This is a genomic window from Mycobacterium neglectum, assembly GCF_002591975.1.
Classification (GTDB): domain Bacteria; phylum Actinomycetota; class Actinomycetes; order Mycobacteriales; family Mycobacteriaceae; genus Mycobacterium; species Mycobacterium neglectum.
The window spans coordinates 56,809-73,300 of record NZ_NVQE01000004.1 but is presented as its reverse complement, the minus strand read 5'-3'; the positions used below and the strand labels follow the sequence as shown (position 1 = coordinate 73,300).

Below are 16,492 nucleotides of genomic sequence, written 5' to 3'. Positions count from 1 at the left end.
GCCCGGTGGCCGGCGATCGTGCGCTGATCATGGCGATCGTCAACCGCACACCGGATTCGTTCTATGACCGCGGTGCGACCTTCACCGATGAGGCCGCCAAGACCGCCGCCCATCGCGTGATCGAAGACGGCGCCGACGTCGTCGACGTGGGCGGCGTCAAGGCCGGCCCCGGCAGCTCGGTCGACGTGGACGAGGAGATCGCCCGGGTCGTGCCGTTCATCGAATGGCTCCGCGACACCTATCCCGACCAACTGATCAGCGTCGACACCTGGCGCGCAGTGGTGGCCAAACAGGCCTGTGCGGCCGGTGCGGACCTGATCAACGACACCTGGGGCGGCCATGACCCCGCGCTGCCGGAGGTTGCCGCGGAGTTCGGCGCCGGGCTGGTCTGCTCACATACCGGCGGCGCCGAACCGCGCACCCGTCCGTTCCGAGTCAACTACGGCATCTCTGAACGCGGCGTCGTCGATGACGTCGTCGCGGAGGTCACGGAGGCCGCTGAGCGTGCCGTCGCGTCCGGGGTGGCCAGAGACGCGATCTTGATCGACCCGACCCACGATTTCGGCAAGAACACTTATCACGGTCTTAGTTTGTTGCGCCACGTGAAAGACCTTGTAAAAACTGGATGGCCGGTCCTGATGGCGCTGAGCAACAAAGATTTCGTCGGGGAAACTCTGGGTGTGGACCTGACCGAACGCTTGGAAGGCACTTTGGCGGCGACCGCCCTGGCCGCTGCCGATGGTGCCGCCATGTTCCGAGTGCATGAGGTGGGGCCCACTCGACGCGTACTGGAGATGGTCGCGTCGATCCAGGGAACGCGTCCACCGACGCGCACAGTGAGGGGACTGGCATGACTTTGTTACCGGAGCTGGCCGCCGCGGATATCGCGGAACATCCTTGGCTGGCCGACAACAGCTGGAGCCGGCCCATGTGGACCATCGCTGAACTCGAGGCCGCGAAGGGATCCCGCACCATCTCGGTGGTGTTGCCCGCCCTCAACGAGGAAGAAACCGTCGCCAGCGTCGTCGAGACCATCACGCCCCTGCTCGGTGGCCTGGTCGACGAGCTGATCGTGCTGGACTCCGGCTCGACCGACGACACCGAGATCCGCGCGCTTGCCGCGGGGGCCAGGGTGATCAGCCGCGAGGTCGCGCTGCCCGAAGTGGCACCGCAGCCGGGCAAGGGCGAGGTGCTGTGGCGGTCACTCGCCGTCGCGACCGGCGACATCGTCGTCTTCGTCGACTCCGACCTCATCGATCCCGACCCCATGTTCGTCCCCAAGCTGGTGGGTCCGCTGCTTACCGCCGAGGGCGTGCACCTGGTCAAAGGCTTCTACCGGCGGCCGTTGAAGGTCAGCGGCAGCGAGGACGCCAACGGCGGTGGCCGCGTCACCGAGCTGGTGGCCAGGCCGCTGCTCGCCGCGCTGCGCCCGGAACTGACGTGCCTGCTGCAGCCCCTGGGCGGTGAATACGCAGGCACACGTGAACTGCTGACATCGGTGCCGTTCGCGCCCGGTTACGGCGTGGAGATCGGACTGCTCGTCGACACCTATGACCGCCTCGGCCTGGACGCGATCGCGCAGGTCAACCTGGGCGTGCGGGAGCACCGCAACCGGCCGCTGACCGAACTCGCCGCGATGAGTCGCCAGGTCATCGCAACTCTGTTCTCCCGGTGTGGGGTGCCGGACTCCGGCGTCGGCCTGACTCAGTTCTTCGCCGACGGTGACGACTTCACGCCGCGCACGTCGGAGGTGTCGCTGGTCGACCGTCCGCCGATGAACAGCCTGCGGCCGCGCTCCTAGGTCACCCGGGGACGTCGCCGCGCGCAGTGTCTGTGCTTGTCGGGGCGATCGGGCAGTATCAGGGGCGTGACCCTGGTTCTGCTGTATCTGGTCGTGCTGATTCTGATCGCCATCGTGCTGTTCGCAGTGGGCAGTGTCGTCTTCGGGCGCGGTGAGTCGTTACCGCCATTGCCGCGTGATACGACCGCCACCGTGCTGCCCGCCTCCGGCGTCACCGGCGCCGACGTCGACGCGGTCAAATTCAGCCAGACACTGCGCGGCTACAAGACCAGCGAAGTGGACTGGGTGCTCGATCGGTTGGGTCAGGAACTCGATCTGGTGCGCGGGCAACTGGCCGCGGTGCGTGCGGCCCTCGGGATCGATGACGACGAGTGGGGTGAAGACCGCATCGTGGGTGGCGCGCACGCGCTGCCGTCGTCGGAGGCAGAGGGCCAAGCGTGACCGTGGACGATCGTATCCGCTGTGCATGGATCGACGAATCACGATTGTCGCCAGAGGATTTCGTGATCTACCGGGACTACCACGACACCGAGTGGGGCCAACCGCTGCGGGATTCCAAGGCGCTGTTCGAGCGAGTCACCCTCGAGGCATTTCAGAGTGGTCTGTCGTGGCTGATCATCCTGCGCAAACGAGAGAACTTCCGCCGCGCGTTCCACCGGTTCGATGTCGAGCGCGTCGCGCGCTATGGCGAGCGCGACATCACGAGGTTGATGGCCGACGCCGGCATCGTGCGCAACCGCGCGAAGATCGAGGCCACCATCGCCAACGCCCGTGCGGTCGGCGATCTTGATGTGGACCTCGCGGAGTTGTTGTGGTCGTTCGCGCCATCGCCGAGGCCGCGGCCGGCCCGCATGGCGGATGTCCCGGCGGTCACCCCGGAGTCCACCGCGATGGCCAAAGAGCTGAAGCGGCGAGGCTTCCGATTCGTCGGGCCGACGACCGCTTACGCCTTGATGCAGGCGACAGGAATGGTCGACGACCACACCGCAGATTGCTGGGTGCCAGCGACAATCCAGTGACCCCTCGAAGCGTCATCAAGGTCAGTTTCGCCGGGTCTTTGCACACTCGAGGCCGTGCATAGGGAACAATGGAGGGAATTCGTTAGGCCCACCGTGCGGGCTGGCTCATGTGGAGGGAGCACTCGATGGCGGCGATGAAGCCCCGGACCGGCGACGGTCCCCTGGAAGCAACAAAGGAGGGGCGAGGCATCGTGATGCGGGTACCGCTGGAGGGCGGCGGACGTTTGGTCGTCGAACTGACCCCCGATGAGGCGGCCGCGCTTGGCGACGAACTCAAGGGCGTCACCAGCTAGTCGGAGCGTGCCCGCGAGGGTTCACGCCTAGGAAGCAACCTTCCGATAGATCTCCAGGGTCTGCTCGGCGATGTGCGCCCAGGAGAACTCTTCGATACAGCGCTGCCGCCCGGCCTGCCCGTAACTCTTGGCACGCTGCGGCTCGGCCACCACGGCATTGACCGCGTCGGCCAATCGCGATTCGAAGCCCGCCCGGTCGTCCGCGTCGTAGTGCACCAGGACCCCGGTGTGTCCGTCGGCGACCACCTCGGGGATACCGCCGACGTCGGAGGCAACCACCGCAGTCGAGCAGGCCATCGCCTCCAAGTTGACGATGCCGAGGGGCTCGTACACCGACGGGCATACGAAAACAGTTGCAGCTGAGAGTATTTCGCGAATCTTGGAAATCGGCAGCATCTCGCGTACCCAGAACACGCCGGTGCGACTGCGTGCCAGCTCCTGAACGGCCTCGGTCACCTCTGCCGCGATTTCGGGCGTATCCGGTGCGCCTGCGCAGAGCACGAGCTGGATGTCGGGTGCGAACCGGTGTGCCGCCGCGATCAGATGCGGGACGCCCTTCTGGCGGGTGATCCGCCCGACGAAAGCGGCGATCGGGCGGCTCATGTCGACACCGAGTTCGGCCAGCACCGACTCGCCCGGTTCGACCGGGGCCGGATACCAGACTTCCGTGTCGATGCCGTTGCGCACCACATGGACCCGGTTCGGATCCAGCGACGGATACGTGCTCAGGACGTCGGCGCGCATGCCCGAGCTGACGGCAATCACCGCATCGGCCGCTTCCACCGCGGTCTTCTCCACCCACGACGAGACGCGGTACCCGCCGCCGAGCTGTTCGGCCTTCCACGGCCGCATCGGCTCCAGCGAATGCGCAGTCAGCACATGCGGGATCCCGTACAGAAGCCCCGCGAGGTGGCCCGCCAACCCGGTGTACCAGGTGTGCGAGTGCAGCACGGTGGCGTGCCCCGATGTGTTGACCATGTTCAGATCCGCCGACAGCGTCGACAACGCGGGGTTGGCGCCGAGCAATGCCGGATCGGGCTGCGCCACGAACGCGCCGTCGCGAGGTGCGCCCATGCAGTGCACGTCGACCTCACACAGGTGCCGCAGCTGCGCGACGAGTTCAGTGACGTGTACGCCCGCCCCGCCGTACACCTCGGGCGGATACTCCCGTGTCATCATCGCCACCCGCATGGTTTCGACGGTATCCCAGAAGGCGAGCCGGATGTCTGGACCGCAGCCTTGTTTCGTATGCGGGATATCGGGGATAGATCTCAATAACCTTGACAGACAGCATCGAATGCCTAGCCGAGGGTGACGGGTGCGGATAGGTTTGAACCATGCGGGAACTGCCACACGTGCTGGGCATCGTCCTGGCGGGCGGCGAGGGCAAGCGGCTCTACCCATTGACCGCCGACCGGGCAAAGCCGGCGGTGCCGTTCGGCGGCGCCTACCGGCTCATCGACTTTGTGCTTTCGAATCTGGTCAACGCGCGGTATTTGAAGATCTGCGTTCTGACGCAATACAAATCGCATTCGCTGGATCGACACATCTCGCAGAACTGGAGACTTTCGGGGCTTGCCGGTGAGTACATCACGCCGGTGCCCGCTCAGCAGCGCCTCGGCCCGCGGTGGTACACCGGTTCCGCGGACGCCATCCTGCAGTCGCTGAACCTGGTCTATGACGAGGACCCCGACTACGTCGTCGTGTTCGGTGCTGACCACATCTACCGAATGGATCCGGAGCAGATGCTCCAGTTCCACATCGAGAGCGGCGCGGGTGTCACGGTCGCTGGTATCCGGGTGCCGCGCGCCGAAGCGAGTGCGTTCGGTGTCATCGACTCCGACGAGTCGGGGCGTATCCGCGCGTTCATCGAAAAGCCCTCCGACCCGCCCGGCACGCCCGACGATCCCGAGCAAACGTTCGCGTCGATGGGCAACTACATCTTCAGTACCAAGGTGCTCGTCGATGCGATCAAGGCCGACGCCGATGAAGACCGCTCCGATCACGACATGGGCGGCGACATCATCCCGCGCCTCGTTGCCGACGGCATGGCCGCGGTGTATGACTTCAACGACAACGAAGTCCCCGGTTCCACCGAGCGCGATCACGGCTACTGGCGCGACGTCGGAACGCTGGACGCGTTCTACGACGCCCACATGGATCTGGTGTCCGTGCACCCCGTGTTCAACCTGTACAACCGGCGCTGGCCGATCCTCGGCGAGTCGGCCAACTTGGCACCGGCGAAGTTCGTCAACGGCGGTTCGGCCCAGGAGTCGGTGGTCGGCTCGGGCAGCATCATTTCGGCGGCGTCGGTGCGTAATTCGGTGCTGTCGTCCAATGTCGTGGTCGATGACGGCGCGATTGTCGAGGGCAGCGTGATCATGCCGGGCACCCGGGTGGGCCGCGGCGCGGTAGTGCGCCACGCGATCCTGGACAAGAACGTCGTCGTCGGGCCCGGCGAGATGGTGGGCGTGGACCTGGAGAAGGACCGCGAACGCTTCGCGATCAGCTCCGGCGGCGTGGTCGCCGTCGGTAAGGGCGTCTGGATCTAGGTTTCGCCACCCGCTCGCGCTCGTCGTCGTCGGCGCAGCAGGCGCCACCCGGCCCAGACCAGCGCGACGACGGCAACCAACACCAGCACCGGTACCAAGATCGCGGCGAAGACGAGGCCGACGCTGATTCCGTCCTCGACAGTGCTCAGCACAGGCGCAGCCATACCCGCGGTCGCGACGTTGGCCGCGGGTCGCACCGCCGACTTCGTCAGCGACACCACCAGGGCGACGACGACGCCGATCGCCACGGGGATCCACTGGCCGGACTGTGCGAACGCGCCCGGGTCGGCGACGGCGTTGGTCTGCGCGGCGGTGCCCGACCCGAACACGATGCCGCCAGCCGTCGGACGGACGAAGGTTTGGATGGCATCGTTGATGCTGTCGAGTGCTGGGACCTTGTCGGCGACGATCTCGACGACCAGCAGCACGGCGACGATCGCCATCACCCAGCCGTTCTCGAGCCACGTCCAGCCGTGCGGCAGCGTGACCAGATCGGTGAACCGCGACAGCAGTCCGAGGGCCAACAGCGGGATATAGGCATTGAGCCCCGCTGCTGTCGCCAGCCCGAATCCGGTCAGCAGTTCCATGGAGATCAGTATGCGGTGGAGCGAAAACATGTCAGTGCGTGTTCGTACTTTGACCGTATGGGGTCGAAACGCAATCGAAGTAAAGGGCGCGTTCGGAAGGCCGGCAGAGATCCTTTCAGCCTGCTGGTAATCGTCAGCATGATGTTGTACAACTCGGATCCGCGTCGAACGGGTCGGTACGGCGCCCCGGAGCCGTGTGATCGCGCATGGGCGGTTGCACGAATGATCCAGGACTCCAGCGCGGCAGGGTCCACGATGCTCGCCGCTTTTGCGGAGTTCCTCGGTGATGACGACGACGAACTGGTGAACCAGATCCGTGCGGAGCTCACCGCCCGTCGGCCGCTGACGCCGAGATGGCTCGCTCAGCTCGGGCAGACGCGGATCCACCGAGGTGTAAGGGGCAGCCACGTGCTCGATCCGAACGACCTGCTTCTGCTGCAGTTTCGGGTGCCTACCGTTGGCGAATTCACGTGTGCGGTCGACCTCGACCTCCACATTGGGGATTTCATTCGCCGCGTCGAATTCTTTCGAGGTCCGCTGGAGACGGTTCTCAACATCATTGACGAACCAGCGACTGACATGCGTTGCGACGAAGTCGATCTCGCTGACATCCGTGCTCGTTTGAAGGCTGCCATCGAGTTCGAGGTCCTGTTCTCGCCCCGTCAGGCTTCGGGGTGGCCAGAATACGGCGCGCTGGTCGAGTGGCTGATCCGAGATTTGCCGGCCGGCGGCTCTGCGCTCCCGCGGTCTGAGTGGAGCACGCAAGATGCCGCCGCCCTCATCGCGAGGTTTTCCGCCTCAGTCGGAGGTGCGGCATTCGGCCGAAGGCAAGCGGAGCTGCTGGAGTCTTTGGTCGAGTTCGGGATGGAAGACGGCGCCGGAGACCCTCTGCGTTGGAACGAACGTCGGGCCGAACGATGGTTGTTCGACCACCTGCTGGAGGACACCGATTATTGCTTCCTCGACCGAGTCGAGGCGGCCCCTTACCTGCTGCGCGCATTCATACGGTTCGCGCACGACGAGGTTGGCATCCGCTCGGACCTTACCGACGAGGTGCTCGAGATGGTCGATGCATGGGACGACAAGTACTTCAACAAGCTCCGCCACAAGCTGGCCGATGATGACGATGCCGACTGGTTCGGCAGGGCGGTCTGAGATCGGTGACGACCAGACTTGTCGGTGTCACAGAGTAGAGTCGAAAACATGTTCGAATCAGCCGCTGCGGCCGACCCCATCGCCTATGAGGCGACGCTGGTCGAACGCATCGCGGACTTGGAACGCGGCAAGTCCGCCGCAGCCGCCGAACAGGCCAGAGTCACCGCCGACCTCGACGCGGCGCGCCGTGCACGCGAGGCGGCCGAAGGCGTACCCGCGGCCAAACGGGGCCGCGGCCTATCCGCCGAGATCGCGCTCGCCCGCCATGATTCCCCTAACCGTGGCGGTCGGCACCTCGGGTTCGCCCGCGCTCTCGTCCACGAGATGCCTTACACCCTGGCGGCATTGGAATCCGGTGCGCTCTCTGAGTGGCGGGCCACCCTCATCGTGCGCGAGTCGGCGTGCCTGTCCCTCGAAGACCGTCGAAAGCTGGACGTCAGGATGTGCGCCGACCAGTCCGCATTGGAGGGCCTCGGCGACAAGCGGATTGAGGCCGAGGCCAAGGCCGTCGCCTATCAACTCGATCCGCAGGCATTCGTCGATAAGGCCGTCCGCGCACAATCCGAGCGCACCGTCACCGTCCGCCCCGCCCACGACGCGATGACCTACGTGACCGCCCTGTTGCCCGTGACCCAGGGCGTGTCCGTCTACGCCGCACTAAAGCGCGCCGCCGATACCAGCTTCGACGACCGCAGTCGTGGCCAGGTCATGGCCGACACCCTCTTTGAACGCGTCACCGGTCACCACGCCGATGTCCCAGTTCCCGTCGCGATCAACCTCGTCATGACCGATGAGACCCTGTTTGGCGGCGCCACCACGCCGGCTCATATCCCCGGGTATGGACCGGTGCCTGCGGCAATCGCGTGCCGCCTGGCGGGCGACGCCATCGCCGACGAGAAATCCAAAGCCACTCTGCGCCGACTTTTTCGTCACCCCGACTCCGGAGCTCTGGTCGCGATGGAATCCCGATCACGTCTATTCCCAAAGGGTCTGGCCCAATTCATCGCTTTCAGAGACGACACGTGTCGGACTCCGTATTGCGATGCGCCGATTCGGCACACCGACCACGCCATCCCTCATGCGCGCGGTGGCGCTACCACTGCCGCCAACGGTCTCGGCGAGTGTGAGGCCTGCAACTACGCCAAGGAAGCGCCCGGCTGGCTCGTCCACACGTTCGACGCCGCAGGCCAACGCCACAAGGCGGTGTACATCACCCCGACCGGAGCGCACCACGAATCGCACGCGCCGCCATTGCTCAACGACGTCGTCGTGTTCAAGCCGAGTGCGGTCGAGGCGCTGATCGCCAATCACCTCGCAGGATTGACCGCGGCCTGATCTCGCTCACCACACCCCGGGGACCAACCGGTAGTGCACCTTGTGCGTGTATTCCTCGTAGCCGTCGAGCTCCTGACGCAGCGCCTTTTCCTCGTCGGTGATTCGGAGCGCGAGGATCAGCAGGGCCGGTGCGATGAGGACGAGTCCCCAGTACGAGTCGAGCGCCAGCGGCGTGCCGAGCATCATGACGAGAGTTCCGACGTACATCGGGTGGCGGACGAGGCCGTACAAGCCGGTGGAGACCAACTCTTGATCTGCCTCGACGGTGACGGTGGCCCCGGCGTAGTTGTTCTGGATAACGACGAACTGGGCCATGGTGAGCCCGAGGAAGACCAGAACCAGGCCGATGACGATTACGGTTGTCGGCACCGTCGACCATCCGAACCGATGGTCCAACGCACTGACAACGAGAACCGCTGCGACCGAAAGGACGGTGCCGGTGATGATGACTTTCTGCAGCGGTCTCGTCTCCGCGAACGGACCCGCCTTCATGCGGCGCTTCAGTGCGTCGGGCATCTTCACCGCCAGATAGAGGCTTGGTCCCATGGTGGCGAAGATGAACACGAAGATGAAAAGCCAAGCCTGCCAATAGTGGAACGTGCCGGCGGGCCAGAACAGCGCCAGGCCGAAGAAGACGAGGCCGAAGACCACCGATGCCAGCGATTGAAGTGCGATCTTCATAATTTCTCCCTTCGACGGATTCAGGCCGCGTCGCGACGGCGATAGATGGCACCGGCGACGAGCGTCAGGGCCACGGCCACAATGACCATCGCGGTCATTGCCACGACCGGATAGCTCGACGGCGCGGTGGTCTGGCCGACGGGCGACAGGTCGAGCAGCCAACTCGGCAAGCGCAGCAGGGCGCCGAGATACAGCGACACGACCACGAATGTGACTGCAATCCAGCCGATCCAACCCCTGCGTACCGCGACTGAAAGGGCGGCGATACCGGCCATCACGGCCATCGCAGGTACGTATGCCAGGCCGCCAAGGGTCAGCCGCGCGATTGTTCCCGGCTCGCCAAGAGTGATGCCTGCGCCCAGCCCGTTGCCCAAGCCCGCGAAGAACATCAGCACGGCGGAGCCGATGAGCGCCGAGGCAACTGCGGTGACGAGCCACCGCCAACGCGACACCGCCCCCGCCAGCACGACTTCGCCGAGGCCCTTCTCTTCGTCGTTGAGCAACCGCAGCACGGCTGAGACGACGTATGCGGTGGCCGCGGCGGCAAGGAACTGGGTCATAGTCGTATAGACGCTGTCGGTGCCCTGTGCCACCAGCACCCGCTGGATCAGCTCGTTGTCCTCGGCCGCGTCCAACAGCGACTTCGTCATTGAGCCAAAGGCCAAGCCGCCCAGGAACAGTCCCGCCGACCAGCCCATAGTTTGGCCTCGTTGCAGAGTCAGATGCAGACCGAGTACCGACTTGATCTCGTGCGCGTTAGGGCGTTCACCGGAGGACGGGATGGTGCCGGCGTCGTACTGCCGCCTGCTCTCCAGAGCGGCCGCCAACGCGATCAGCCCGAGAGTCAGAACCACGAGAAGGGCGAACGGCCACCAGCGCACGTCGACGAAGGCCCGCATCTGTTGAGCCCATGCGATCGGCGAGAACCAGCTCAGCGCGCTACCGGAGTTGTCGATGACGTCGCCGATCCCGCGGACGAATACCGCCAGCGCCAGCGCGGCCATAGCGGCACCGGTCGCGGTGCGCGACTGCCGCCACAGCTGGGCCGTCACCGCGGCGACCGCGCCGAACACCATGGCCACACCCGTGATACCCAGACACATTGCCGCGGTGTCGACGAGCCCGAAGCCGGTTGAGGCCATCGCCAGAGTCATCGTGACCGCCAGCGCGGCATTCACGCCGCCGACGAGGATCAACGCAGCGGTGGTCCGTGCGTATCGTCCGACCACCGAGGACAGCACCAGTTCGGCGGCACCGCCTTCCTCCTCGGCGCGGGTATGGCGAATCACGCTGAGGATGGCGAGGATCGACGTCGCAACGATCATCGTGAGCATCAGCTCGTTCGCCATCATCGCGCCCAGGTCGGTTTCATTGCCGCCGAACATCGGACCGCCCATGATGATCGCGGCGGGCGTCTTCATCAGGTTCACCCTGGCCTGGCGCTGAGCCTCGTCTGGGTAGGCCAGCTTGATGGCGCTCGGGGCGTACACCATCATCAACGTCAAAGCCGCCAGCCAGATAGAAAGGCGCACACGGTCGCGGCGCAACGCCAGCCTGAGCAGGCTCAATGTTCCGGTCCACAAACCCATTCCGGTGTGGGCGACTCGCGCACGCGGCGCGAAGGCGGTGGTACTCATCGGGTGGCTCCCTGGTACTCGCGCAAGAACATGTCTTCGAGCGACGCGGGTGTCACGGTCAGATCCAGGATGCCAAGATCGGTGAGTTGTCCCATGGCACGATCCAGCTCGTTGCGGGCCACCGAGAAGGTGTAATGGCCGTCGTCGATCGCGAAGTCGTGGATGAACGGACTGCGTTGCAGCGCTTGACCATCGGTGCTGGTGCGTACTTTAACCGTCGTGCGCATCAGGTGCCGTAGCTCGTCGAGTGAGCCTGACTTCACCGTGCGTCCGGCGCGGATGATCGTGACGCTGTCGCACAGCTTCTCGACCTCGGCCAAGATGTGGCTGGACAGCAGCACTGCCGCGCCGCGCTCGGCCACTTCTTCGACACACTGCTGGAATGCCTTCTCCATCAGCGGGTCCAGACCCGAGGTCGGCTCGTCGAGGATGTAGAGCTCGGCGTTGGTGGAGAACGCGGCGACGATCGCCACCTTCTGCCGATTGCCCTTGGAGTAGGTGCGCGCCTTCTTGTGGGGGTCGAGTTCGAAGCGCTCGATCAGCTGATCGCGCCGACGGGTGTCGACGCCGTTGCCGCGCAGCCGGGCCAGAAAGTCGATGGCCTGCAGTCCTGTCAGGTTGGGCCACAGCGTCACATCGCCAGGGACGTAGGCGATTCGGCGGTGCAATTCGACGGCGTCGTGCCACGGGTCGTCGCCGAGCAGTCGCACGGTTCCGCTGTCGGCCCGCAACAGGCCGAGGAGCACACGGATCGTGGTGGACTTACCCGCCCCGTTGGGCCCGAGGAATCCGGTGATGTGTCCCGGTGCGACGATCAGGTCGAGGCCGTCGAGTGCCTTTGTCCGCCCGAATGATTTCGACAATCCCCGGATCTCGACCGCGAATCGCGATCGCTCGCCAGCGTTAGCCCGCTGCAGGGACATTGCTGTCGGAGTCGTCATCTCCATCTCCTTCTTGTGATGTGAACGGAATGCCCTGTTCGTGTGCCGCCAGGAACGCGTCGTACATCGTCGAGTCGGCCATGAGGCCGTTCGTGAACATCTCCAGCGCGGGCAGCATCATGTCTTCGCCGTAGTCGCGCAGCACGGCGCGCACGTCAGTGGGGTTTTCGTGCATCTGCAGGTAGAGCAGGAAACCGCCGCCGTTGATCATGCTGAGGTACCTCGCCCTGGCCTTCGGATCGCGGCTTGGCTTGAGAATGCCTGCCGCAACGCCCTCCTCGATGTACTGCTCGGCGTTGTCGATCATGCGCTGCCAGAACGACTTTGCGAGGTCACTGCCGGACTGCATGCTGCGCACCAGGTAGGCCATCATCGGCGCGTAGCCCTCGATCTCGGCTACCTGAGCAAGCCAGTCGGCCGGGTCAGCGGTGCGCATCGACTCGGTCTTGGACTCGCGCACCACCTCTGCGACATGGTCGTCGCAGGCCTTGCGCAGGCCCTCCTTGGACCCGAAATGGTGGATCACCAGCGCGGCGGACACGCCTGCGGCCTCGGCGACGGTCCGCAGCCCGATGTTGAACCCGTGCTGACCCCACTGGTCGATCGCGGAATCACGAATCCGGGCGATGGCCGTTCGATCGTCGGAAGCTGAACGCATGTTTAGTACGCTAAACGCGCGTTCAGCCGACGGTCAAGGGGCTACCGCGTCAAGAGTCCGTAAATATCCCGCCAACCTCTGGCCGGACGTCGGCCCTCGCGGAAAAGAAACCTCAGTCGCGGGCCGCGGCGAGCAAGCCGTCGCCGAGTGGGATCAGCACCGGCGTGAGCCGCTCGTCCTCGGCGATGAGCCGCGCGGCCTCGCGGACCGCGGCCACCTCGGCGTCTTTCGCGCTCGCATCGCCGGCACGGCCACCCAGCGCGGCACGGTGCACCACGATCGCGCCCCCGGAGCGCAGCAGCCGCACGCCCTCGACGACGAACTGCGGCTGATCTACGGGATCGGCGTCGATGAACACCAGGTCATAAGAGTCGTCGGCAAGGCGGGTGAGGACTTCCTGCGCCCTGCCGCTGATCAGCCGGCTGCGGCCCGGGCCGACGCCCGCCTCGGTAAACGCCTGCTTGGCGATGCGCTGATGTTCGGGCTCGACGTCGATCGTGGTGAGCACGCCGTCCTCGCGCATCCCGGACAGCAGCCAGAGCCCGCTCACTCCGGCGCCGGTGCCCACTTCGACGACAGCTTTGGCCCCGGTCATCTTGGCAAACACGCACAGCAGCGCCCCGACGGCGGGGGTTACCGCACCCGCACCGATGTCGATGGCGCGCTCACGGGCAGCCGCGACGATCGCGTCCTCGGAGATCGACTGCTCGGCGTGCTTGACGATCGACTCGGCACGGCTCTGCGGCGCCCCACCTCCAATGACGTCGTCGATGCCTGCCATGCCCGCAGCGTAAAGCCAACCCCAAAGGCCGACCCTGCGACACGCCCGTCCCCGAACTGCGGATTTCGGTCGAAAGCGCAAGGTTTTCGCAGGTCGAAAATGGGTAGAGAATCTTTCTCAGGAAATGTTCAGTCTGCTCATATGCCAAGCACACCAGGGTCGGAGACGGTATGTCGCATGGACGATGGCGGACGTTGGGACGCAGGGAATAAGCGCAAGGAGTTTCACGTTGCCGCGAACATCGGGCCGTCGATACATGGTGACGGCTGTGACCAGGAGGATCTGACGAAGAATTCAAACGCCCCCACCGCCCCGGTGACGATGGCTCACCTCGAGCAGTACACCGATGGCGAATGGGTAGAGCCTTCAGATGAACTGACCGGGACCGCCGTCTTCGACGCGACGGGGGACCAGACCACCATGCCGTCATGGGACGAGTTGGTGCGCCAGCACGCCGACCGCGTCTACCGGCTGGCTTACCGCCTGTCCGGCAACCAGCACGATGCCGAGGATCTGACGCAGGAGACCTTCATCCGCGTCTTCCGTTCCGTGCAGAATTACCAGCCGGGCACGTTCGAGGGCTGGCTGCACCGCATCACCACAAACCTGTTCCTGGATATGGTCCGCAGGCGTGGCCGTATCCGGATGGAGGCCCTGCCGGAGGATTACGACCGGGTGCCCGCGGACGACCCGAACCCTGAGCAGATCTATCACGACTCGCGATTGGGTCCTGATCTGCAGGCTGCGCTGGATTCGCTGCCGCCGGAGTTCCGCGCCGCGGTCGTACTCTGCGACGTCGAGGGCTTGTCCTACGAGGAGATCGGCGCCACGTTGGGCGTCAAGCTCGGCACCGTGCGCAGCCGAATCCACCGCGGCAGGCAGGCGCTGCGCGACTATCTGGCCCGCCACGGCAACGGCGATTCGACCGGGGAATCGGCCTACTACCGGGACACAGCCAAGTCGGCCTGAGTGTTCGCAGGTGTCTGGCGCCGCGTGCCGCGCTACATTCGAGTCAGTAACGTTTACGCGATGCGAGTACGCCGAGAGGAGCTGGGCGATGGTCGACCCGGGACATGTGTTCCGCCGCGCATTCTCCTGGCTGCCTTCTCAGCTGGCGTCCCAGAGCGAGGCACCGGTCGGACCGCGTCAGTTCGGCTCCACCGAGCATCTGTCGACCGAGGCCATCGCGGCGTTTGTCGACAATGAATTGCGCCTGACGCCGCACCTGCGAGCAGCCAGTCACCTGTCCTTATGCCCGCAATGTGCGACAGAGGTCGAGGCCCAGAAGCAGGCTCGCAGTGCACTGCGGGAGTCGCATCCGATAGTCATGCCGAGCTCGCTGCTTGGTCAGCTGTCCCAGATTCCGCTGCACAGTGCAAACACAGCCAGCTCGGCCACCACCGCTGACGCCGCCGCGGATCCGGCCGCGTCGGCCCAAGATTCTCAGTTTGCTGAAGGCGCGCACCAGGGGCGCCGTAAGCGCCGGTAGGGTGAATGCAGAGTCGATCAACGGCGAGCGCCGGCCATTGCTGGCGCGCGGATAGAGGGTGATGAACGGGTGAGCAATCTGGACGAGACCGGTCGTGAACGTCTCGAGCCGCGGCCGTTGTCGCGGCCGCCCGTCGATCCGGCGTCAAGTAGGGCGTTCGGCAGGCCCGAGGGCGTGCGCGGGTCGTTCCTGGGTGCGGACAAGTACCGCGATCAAGGCGCCTTCACGCCGAAAGATCAGCCTCCCGATCCGGTGCTCCATGAGGCCTTCGGCCGGCCCTACGCCGGTGGCGAGTCGCTGCAGCGTCACCCGGCGGATGCGGGTGCGCTGGATGCCGAGCGTGCCGGGCAGGGCGCCGACGAACCTGACGACCCGTGGCGCGACCCCGGGGCCCCGGTCGCCCTTGGCACCCCGGCGATGACCGAGGTGCCACGCGGACCGTCGGCCGTCAGCACGGGCAAGCTCGGAGTGCGCGACATTCTCTTCGGCGGCAAGGTGTCCTATGTCGCGCTGGCCGTCCTGGGCATTGTGGCGCTCGTCATCGGTATCGCCGGTGGCTGGGTCGGTCGTACGACGGCCGAGGTGGTCCAGGCGTTCACCACATCCAAGGTGACACTCGAGACCAGTGACTCGGGCGACGCGCCAGAGGGCCGTTTCGCCAAAGTTGCTGCGGCAGTAGCCGATTCAGTGGTGACGATTGAGACGAAGAGTGACGAGGAAGGCTCGCAGGGCTCCGGGGTAGTCGTGGACGGCCGCGGTTACATCGTCACCAACAACCACGTGATCTCCGAGGCGGCGGTCAACGCGAGCAAGTACAAGATGACCGTCGTCTTCAACGACGGCAAGGAAGTGCCCGCCAACCTGGTCGGCCGCGACCCCAAGACCGACCTCGCCGTGCTCAAGGTCGACAACGTCGACAATCTGACGGTCGCCAAGTTGGGTGACTCCGACAAGCTCTACGTCGGTCAAGAGGTGATCGCGGCGGGTGCCCCGCTGGGGCTGCGCAGCACGGTCACCGCAGGCATCATCAGCGCGATGCACCGCCCGGTCCCGCTGTCTGGCGACGGGTCGGACACCGACACCGTCATCGACGGCCTGCAGACCGACGCCCCGATCAACCACGGGAACTCCGGTGGCCCGCTGATCGACATGAACGGCGACGTGATCGGCATCAACACCGCGGGCAAGTCGCTGTCCGACAGCGCCAGCGGCCTCGGCTTCGCGATTCCGGTCAACGAGGTGAAGACGGTCATCGAGTCGCTGATCAAGGACGGCAAGATCGCCCATCCGACGCTGGGCCTGACCGCCCGTTCGGTGAGCAACGACCTCGCGTCGGGCGCTCAGGTGGCCAACGTCAAGGCCGGCAGCCCGGCCGAGAGGGCGGGCATCCTGGAAAACGACGTCGTCGTGAAGGTCGGCGACCGGACCGTCGCTGACGCAGACGAATTCGTCGTCGCCGTGCGCCAACTCAAGATCGGGCAGGATGCGCCCATCGAGGTGATGCGCGACGGCAGGCCTGTCGTCTTGATCGTCAACCCCGGCCCTGACAACAGCACCTAGACG

General features: G+C 65.5%; 18 protein-coding genes. 11 read left to right on the top strand and 7 right to left on the bottom strand.

Annotated elements, in window-relative coordinates; translation table 11 throughout:
* Positions 1-29: 29 nt before the first annotated feature.
* The 5 genes from folP to CSQ99_RS04860 all read left to right on the top strand — a co-directional run bounded on the left by folP (position 30) and on the right by CSQ99_RS04860 (position 3,113).
* Positions 30-854, top strand: a complete 825-nt coding sequence (gene folP, locus CSQ99_RS04880; protein WP_245908716.1) for a dihydropteroate synthase — start codon at positions 30-32, stop codon at positions 852-854.
* Positions 851-1,801 carry a glucosyl-3-phosphoglycerate synthase gene (locus CSQ99_RS04875; RefSeq protein ID WP_099037934.1) on the top strand — a complete coding sequence of 317 codons (951 nt, stop codon included), beginning with the start codon at positions 851-853 and terminating at the stop codon, positions 1,799-1,801. Before folP ends, CSQ99_RS04875 begins: the two co-directional genes overlap by 4 nt.
* Positions 1,802-1,867: 66 nt before the next feature.
* Positions 1,868-2,242 carry a DivIVA domain-containing protein gene (locus tag CSQ99_RS04870; protein ID WP_099037933.1) on the top strand — a complete coding sequence of 125 codons (375 nt, stop codon included), beginning with the start codon at positions 1,868-1,870 and terminating at the stop codon, positions 2,240-2,242.
* Positions 2,239-2,820 carry a DNA-3-methyladenine glycosylase I gene (locus CSQ99_RS04865; RefSeq protein ID WP_425437779.1) on the top strand — a complete coding sequence of 194 codons (582 nt, stop codon included), beginning with the start codon at positions 2,239-2,241 and terminating at the stop codon, positions 2,818-2,820. Before CSQ99_RS04870 ends, CSQ99_RS04865 begins: the two co-directional genes overlap by 4 nt.
* A 125-nt stretch (positions 2,821-2,945) precedes the next feature.
* Positions 2,946-3,113: a DUF3117 domain-containing protein gene (locus CSQ99_RS04860; protein WP_003406247.1), complete on the top strand. Its 168-nt coding sequence runs from the start codon at positions 2,946-2,948 to the stop codon at positions 3,111-3,113.
* A gap of 27 nt (positions 3,114-3,140) precedes the next feature.
* Here the strand turns inward: CSQ99_RS04860 and glgA are convergent, their stop codons facing one another.
* On the bottom strand, positions 3,141-4,304 hold the full coding sequence (gene glgA, locus CSQ99_RS04855) for a glycogen synthase (protein WP_099037932.1): 1,164 nt from the start codon (positions 4,302-4,304) through the stop codon (positions 3,141-3,143).
* Between the two features lie 146 nt (positions 4,305-4,450).
* Here glgA and glgC point away from each other — a divergent pair, with 146 nt between their 5' ends.
* Positions 4,451-5,665 (top strand): glucose-1-phosphate adenylyltransferase, encoded by a 1,215-nt coding sequence (gene glgC, locus CSQ99_RS04850; protein ID WP_099037931.1) that lies wholly within the window; start codon positions 4,451-4,453, stop codon positions 5,663-5,665.
* Here the strand turns inward: glgC and CSQ99_RS04845 are convergent.
* Positions 5,662-6,252 carry a DUF4126 domain-containing protein gene (locus CSQ99_RS04845; protein WP_099038083.1) on the bottom strand — a complete coding sequence of 197 codons (591 nt, stop codon included), beginning with the start codon at positions 6,250-6,252 and terminating at the stop codon, positions 5,662-5,664. The genes glgC and CSQ99_RS04845 overlap by 4 nt on opposite strands.
* Positions 6,253-6,474: 222 nt before the next feature.
* Between CSQ99_RS04845 and CSQ99_RS04840 the strand changes: the two genes are divergently transcribed.
* Positions 6,475-7,407, top strand: coding sequence for a hypothetical protein (locus CSQ99_RS04840; RefSeq protein ID WP_141562647.1), 933 nt, complete (start codon positions 6,475-6,477; stop codon positions 7,405-7,407).
* Between the two features lie 48 nt (positions 7,408-7,455).
* Positions 7,456-8,742 carry an HNH endonuclease gene (locus tag CSQ99_RS04835; RefSeq protein ID WP_099037929.1) on the top strand — a complete coding sequence of 429 codons (1,287 nt, stop codon included), beginning with the start codon at positions 7,456-7,458 and terminating at the stop codon, positions 8,740-8,742.
* 6 nt (positions 8,743-8,748) lie between these two features.
* Here CSQ99_RS04835 and CSQ99_RS04830 read toward each other — a convergent pair whose 3' ends face one another.
* From CSQ99_RS04830 to CSQ99_RS04810, 5 genes are all read right to left on the bottom strand, one after another.
* Positions 8,749-9,423 carry a methyltransferase family protein gene (locus tag CSQ99_RS04830; protein WP_099037928.1) on the bottom strand — a complete coding sequence of 225 codons (675 nt, stop codon included), beginning with the start codon at positions 9,421-9,423 and terminating at the stop codon, positions 8,749-8,751.
* Positions 9,424-9,443: 20 nt separating this feature from the next.
* Positions 9,444-11,060 (bottom strand): ABC transporter permease, encoded by a 1,617-nt coding sequence (locus CSQ99_RS04825; protein ID WP_099037927.1) that lies wholly within the window; start codon positions 11,058-11,060, stop codon positions 9,444-9,446.
* Positions 11,057-12,001 carry an ABC transporter ATP-binding protein gene (locus tag CSQ99_RS04820; protein WP_099038082.1) on the bottom strand — a complete coding sequence of 315 codons (945 nt, stop codon included), beginning with the start codon at positions 11,999-12,001 and terminating at the stop codon, positions 11,057-11,059. Before CSQ99_RS04820 ends, CSQ99_RS04825 begins: the two co-directional genes overlap by 4 nt.
* Complete coding sequence (locus tag CSQ99_RS04815) at positions 11,964-12,659, bottom strand: TetR/AcrR family transcriptional regulator (RefSeq protein WP_099037926.1); 696 nt, start codon at positions 12,657-12,659, stop codon at positions 11,964-11,966. The genes CSQ99_RS04820 and CSQ99_RS04815 overlap by 38 nt, the downstream gene beginning before the upstream one ends.
* Before the next feature lie 112 nt (positions 12,660-12,771).
* A complete protein-coding gene (locus tag CSQ99_RS04810; protein ID WP_099037925.1) occupies positions 12,772-13,440 on the bottom strand; it encodes an O-methyltransferase in 669 nt (222 codons plus the stop codon).
* Between the two features lie 177 nt (positions 13,441-13,617).
* Here CSQ99_RS04810 and sigE point away from each other — a divergent pair, with 177 nt between their 5' ends.
* From sigE to htrA, 3 genes are all read left to right on the top strand, one after another.
* The gene (sigE, locus tag CSQ99_RS04805) at positions 13,618-14,409 is read left to right on the top strand and encodes an RNA polymerase sigma factor SigE (protein ID WP_099037924.1); all 792 of its coding nucleotides are present in this window, start codon (positions 13,618-13,620) and stop codon (positions 14,407-14,409) included.
* Between the two features lie 88 nt (positions 14,410-14,497).
* The gene (rseA, locus tag CSQ99_RS04800; protein WP_099037923.1) at positions 14,498-14,929 is read left to right on the top strand and encodes an anti-sigma E factor RseA; all 432 of its coding nucleotides are present in this window, start codon (positions 14,498-14,500) and stop codon (positions 14,927-14,929) included.
* 69 nt (positions 14,930-14,998) lie between these two features.
* Complete coding sequence (htrA, locus tag CSQ99_RS04795; RefSeq protein WP_099037922.1) at positions 14,999-16,489, top strand: serine protease HtrA; 1,491 nt, start codon at positions 14,999-15,001, stop codon at positions 16,487-16,489.
* Positions 16,490-16,492: the final 3 nt, after the last annotated feature.

Excerpts from the sequence above, each read along its gene's own strand:
- folP (WP_245908716.1), top strand. The coding sequence starts at position 30 with ATGGCGATCGTCAACCGCACACCGGATTCGTTCTATGACCGCGGTGCG.
- CSQ99_RS04875 (WP_099037934.1), top strand. The coding sequence starts at position 851 with ATGACTTTGTTACCGGAGCTGGCCGCCGCGGATATCGCGGAACATCCT.
- CSQ99_RS04860 (WP_003406247.1), top strand. The coding sequence starts at position 2,946 with ATGGCGGCGATGAAGCCCCGGACCGGCGACGGTCCCCTGGAAGCAACA.
- glgA (WP_099037932.1), bottom strand. The coding sequence starts at position 4,304 with ATGCGGGTGGCGATGATGACACGGGAGTATCCGCCCGAGGTGTACGGC.
- glgC (WP_099037931.1), top strand. The coding sequence starts at position 4,451 with ATGCGGGAACTGCCACACGTGCTGGGCATCGTCCTGGCGGGCGGCGAG.
- CSQ99_RS04845 (WP_099038083.1), bottom strand. The coding sequence starts at position 6,252 with ATGGAACTGCTGACCGGATTCGGGCTGGCGACAGCAGCGGGGCTCAAT.
- CSQ99_RS04840 (WP_141562647.1), top strand. The coding sequence starts at position 6,475 with ATGATCCAGGACTCCAGCGCGGCAGGGTCCACGATGCTCGCCGCTTTT.
- CSQ99_RS04835 (WP_099037929.1), top strand. The coding sequence starts at position 7,456 with ATGTTCGAATCAGCCGCTGCGGCCGACCCCATCGCCTATGAGGCGACG.
- CSQ99_RS04830 (WP_099037928.1), bottom strand. The coding sequence starts at position 9,423 with ATGAAGATCGCACTTCAATCGCTGGCATCGGTGGTCTTCGGCCTCGTC.
- CSQ99_RS04825 (WP_099037927.1), bottom strand. The coding sequence starts at position 11,060 with ATGAGTACCACCGCCTTCGCGCCGCGTGCGCGAGTCGCCCACACCGGA.
- CSQ99_RS04820 (WP_099038082.1), bottom strand. The coding sequence starts at position 12,001 with ATGACGACTCCGACAGCAATGTCCCTGCAGCGGGCTAACGCTGGCGAG.
- CSQ99_RS04815 (WP_099037926.1), bottom strand. The coding sequence starts at position 12,659 with ATGCGTTCAGCTTCCGACGATCGAACGGCCATCGCCCGGATTCGTGAT.
- CSQ99_RS04810 (WP_099037925.1), bottom strand. The coding sequence starts at position 13,440 with ATGGCAGGCATCGACGACGTCATTGGAGGTGGGGCGCCGCAGAGCCGT.
- sigE (WP_099037924.1), top strand. The coding sequence starts at position 13,618 with ATGGACGATGGCGGACGTTGGGACGCAGGGAATAAGCGCAAGGAGTTT.
- rseA (WP_099037923.1), top strand. The coding sequence starts at position 14,498 with ATGGTCGACCCGGGACATGTGTTCCGCCGCGCATTCTCCTGGCTGCCT.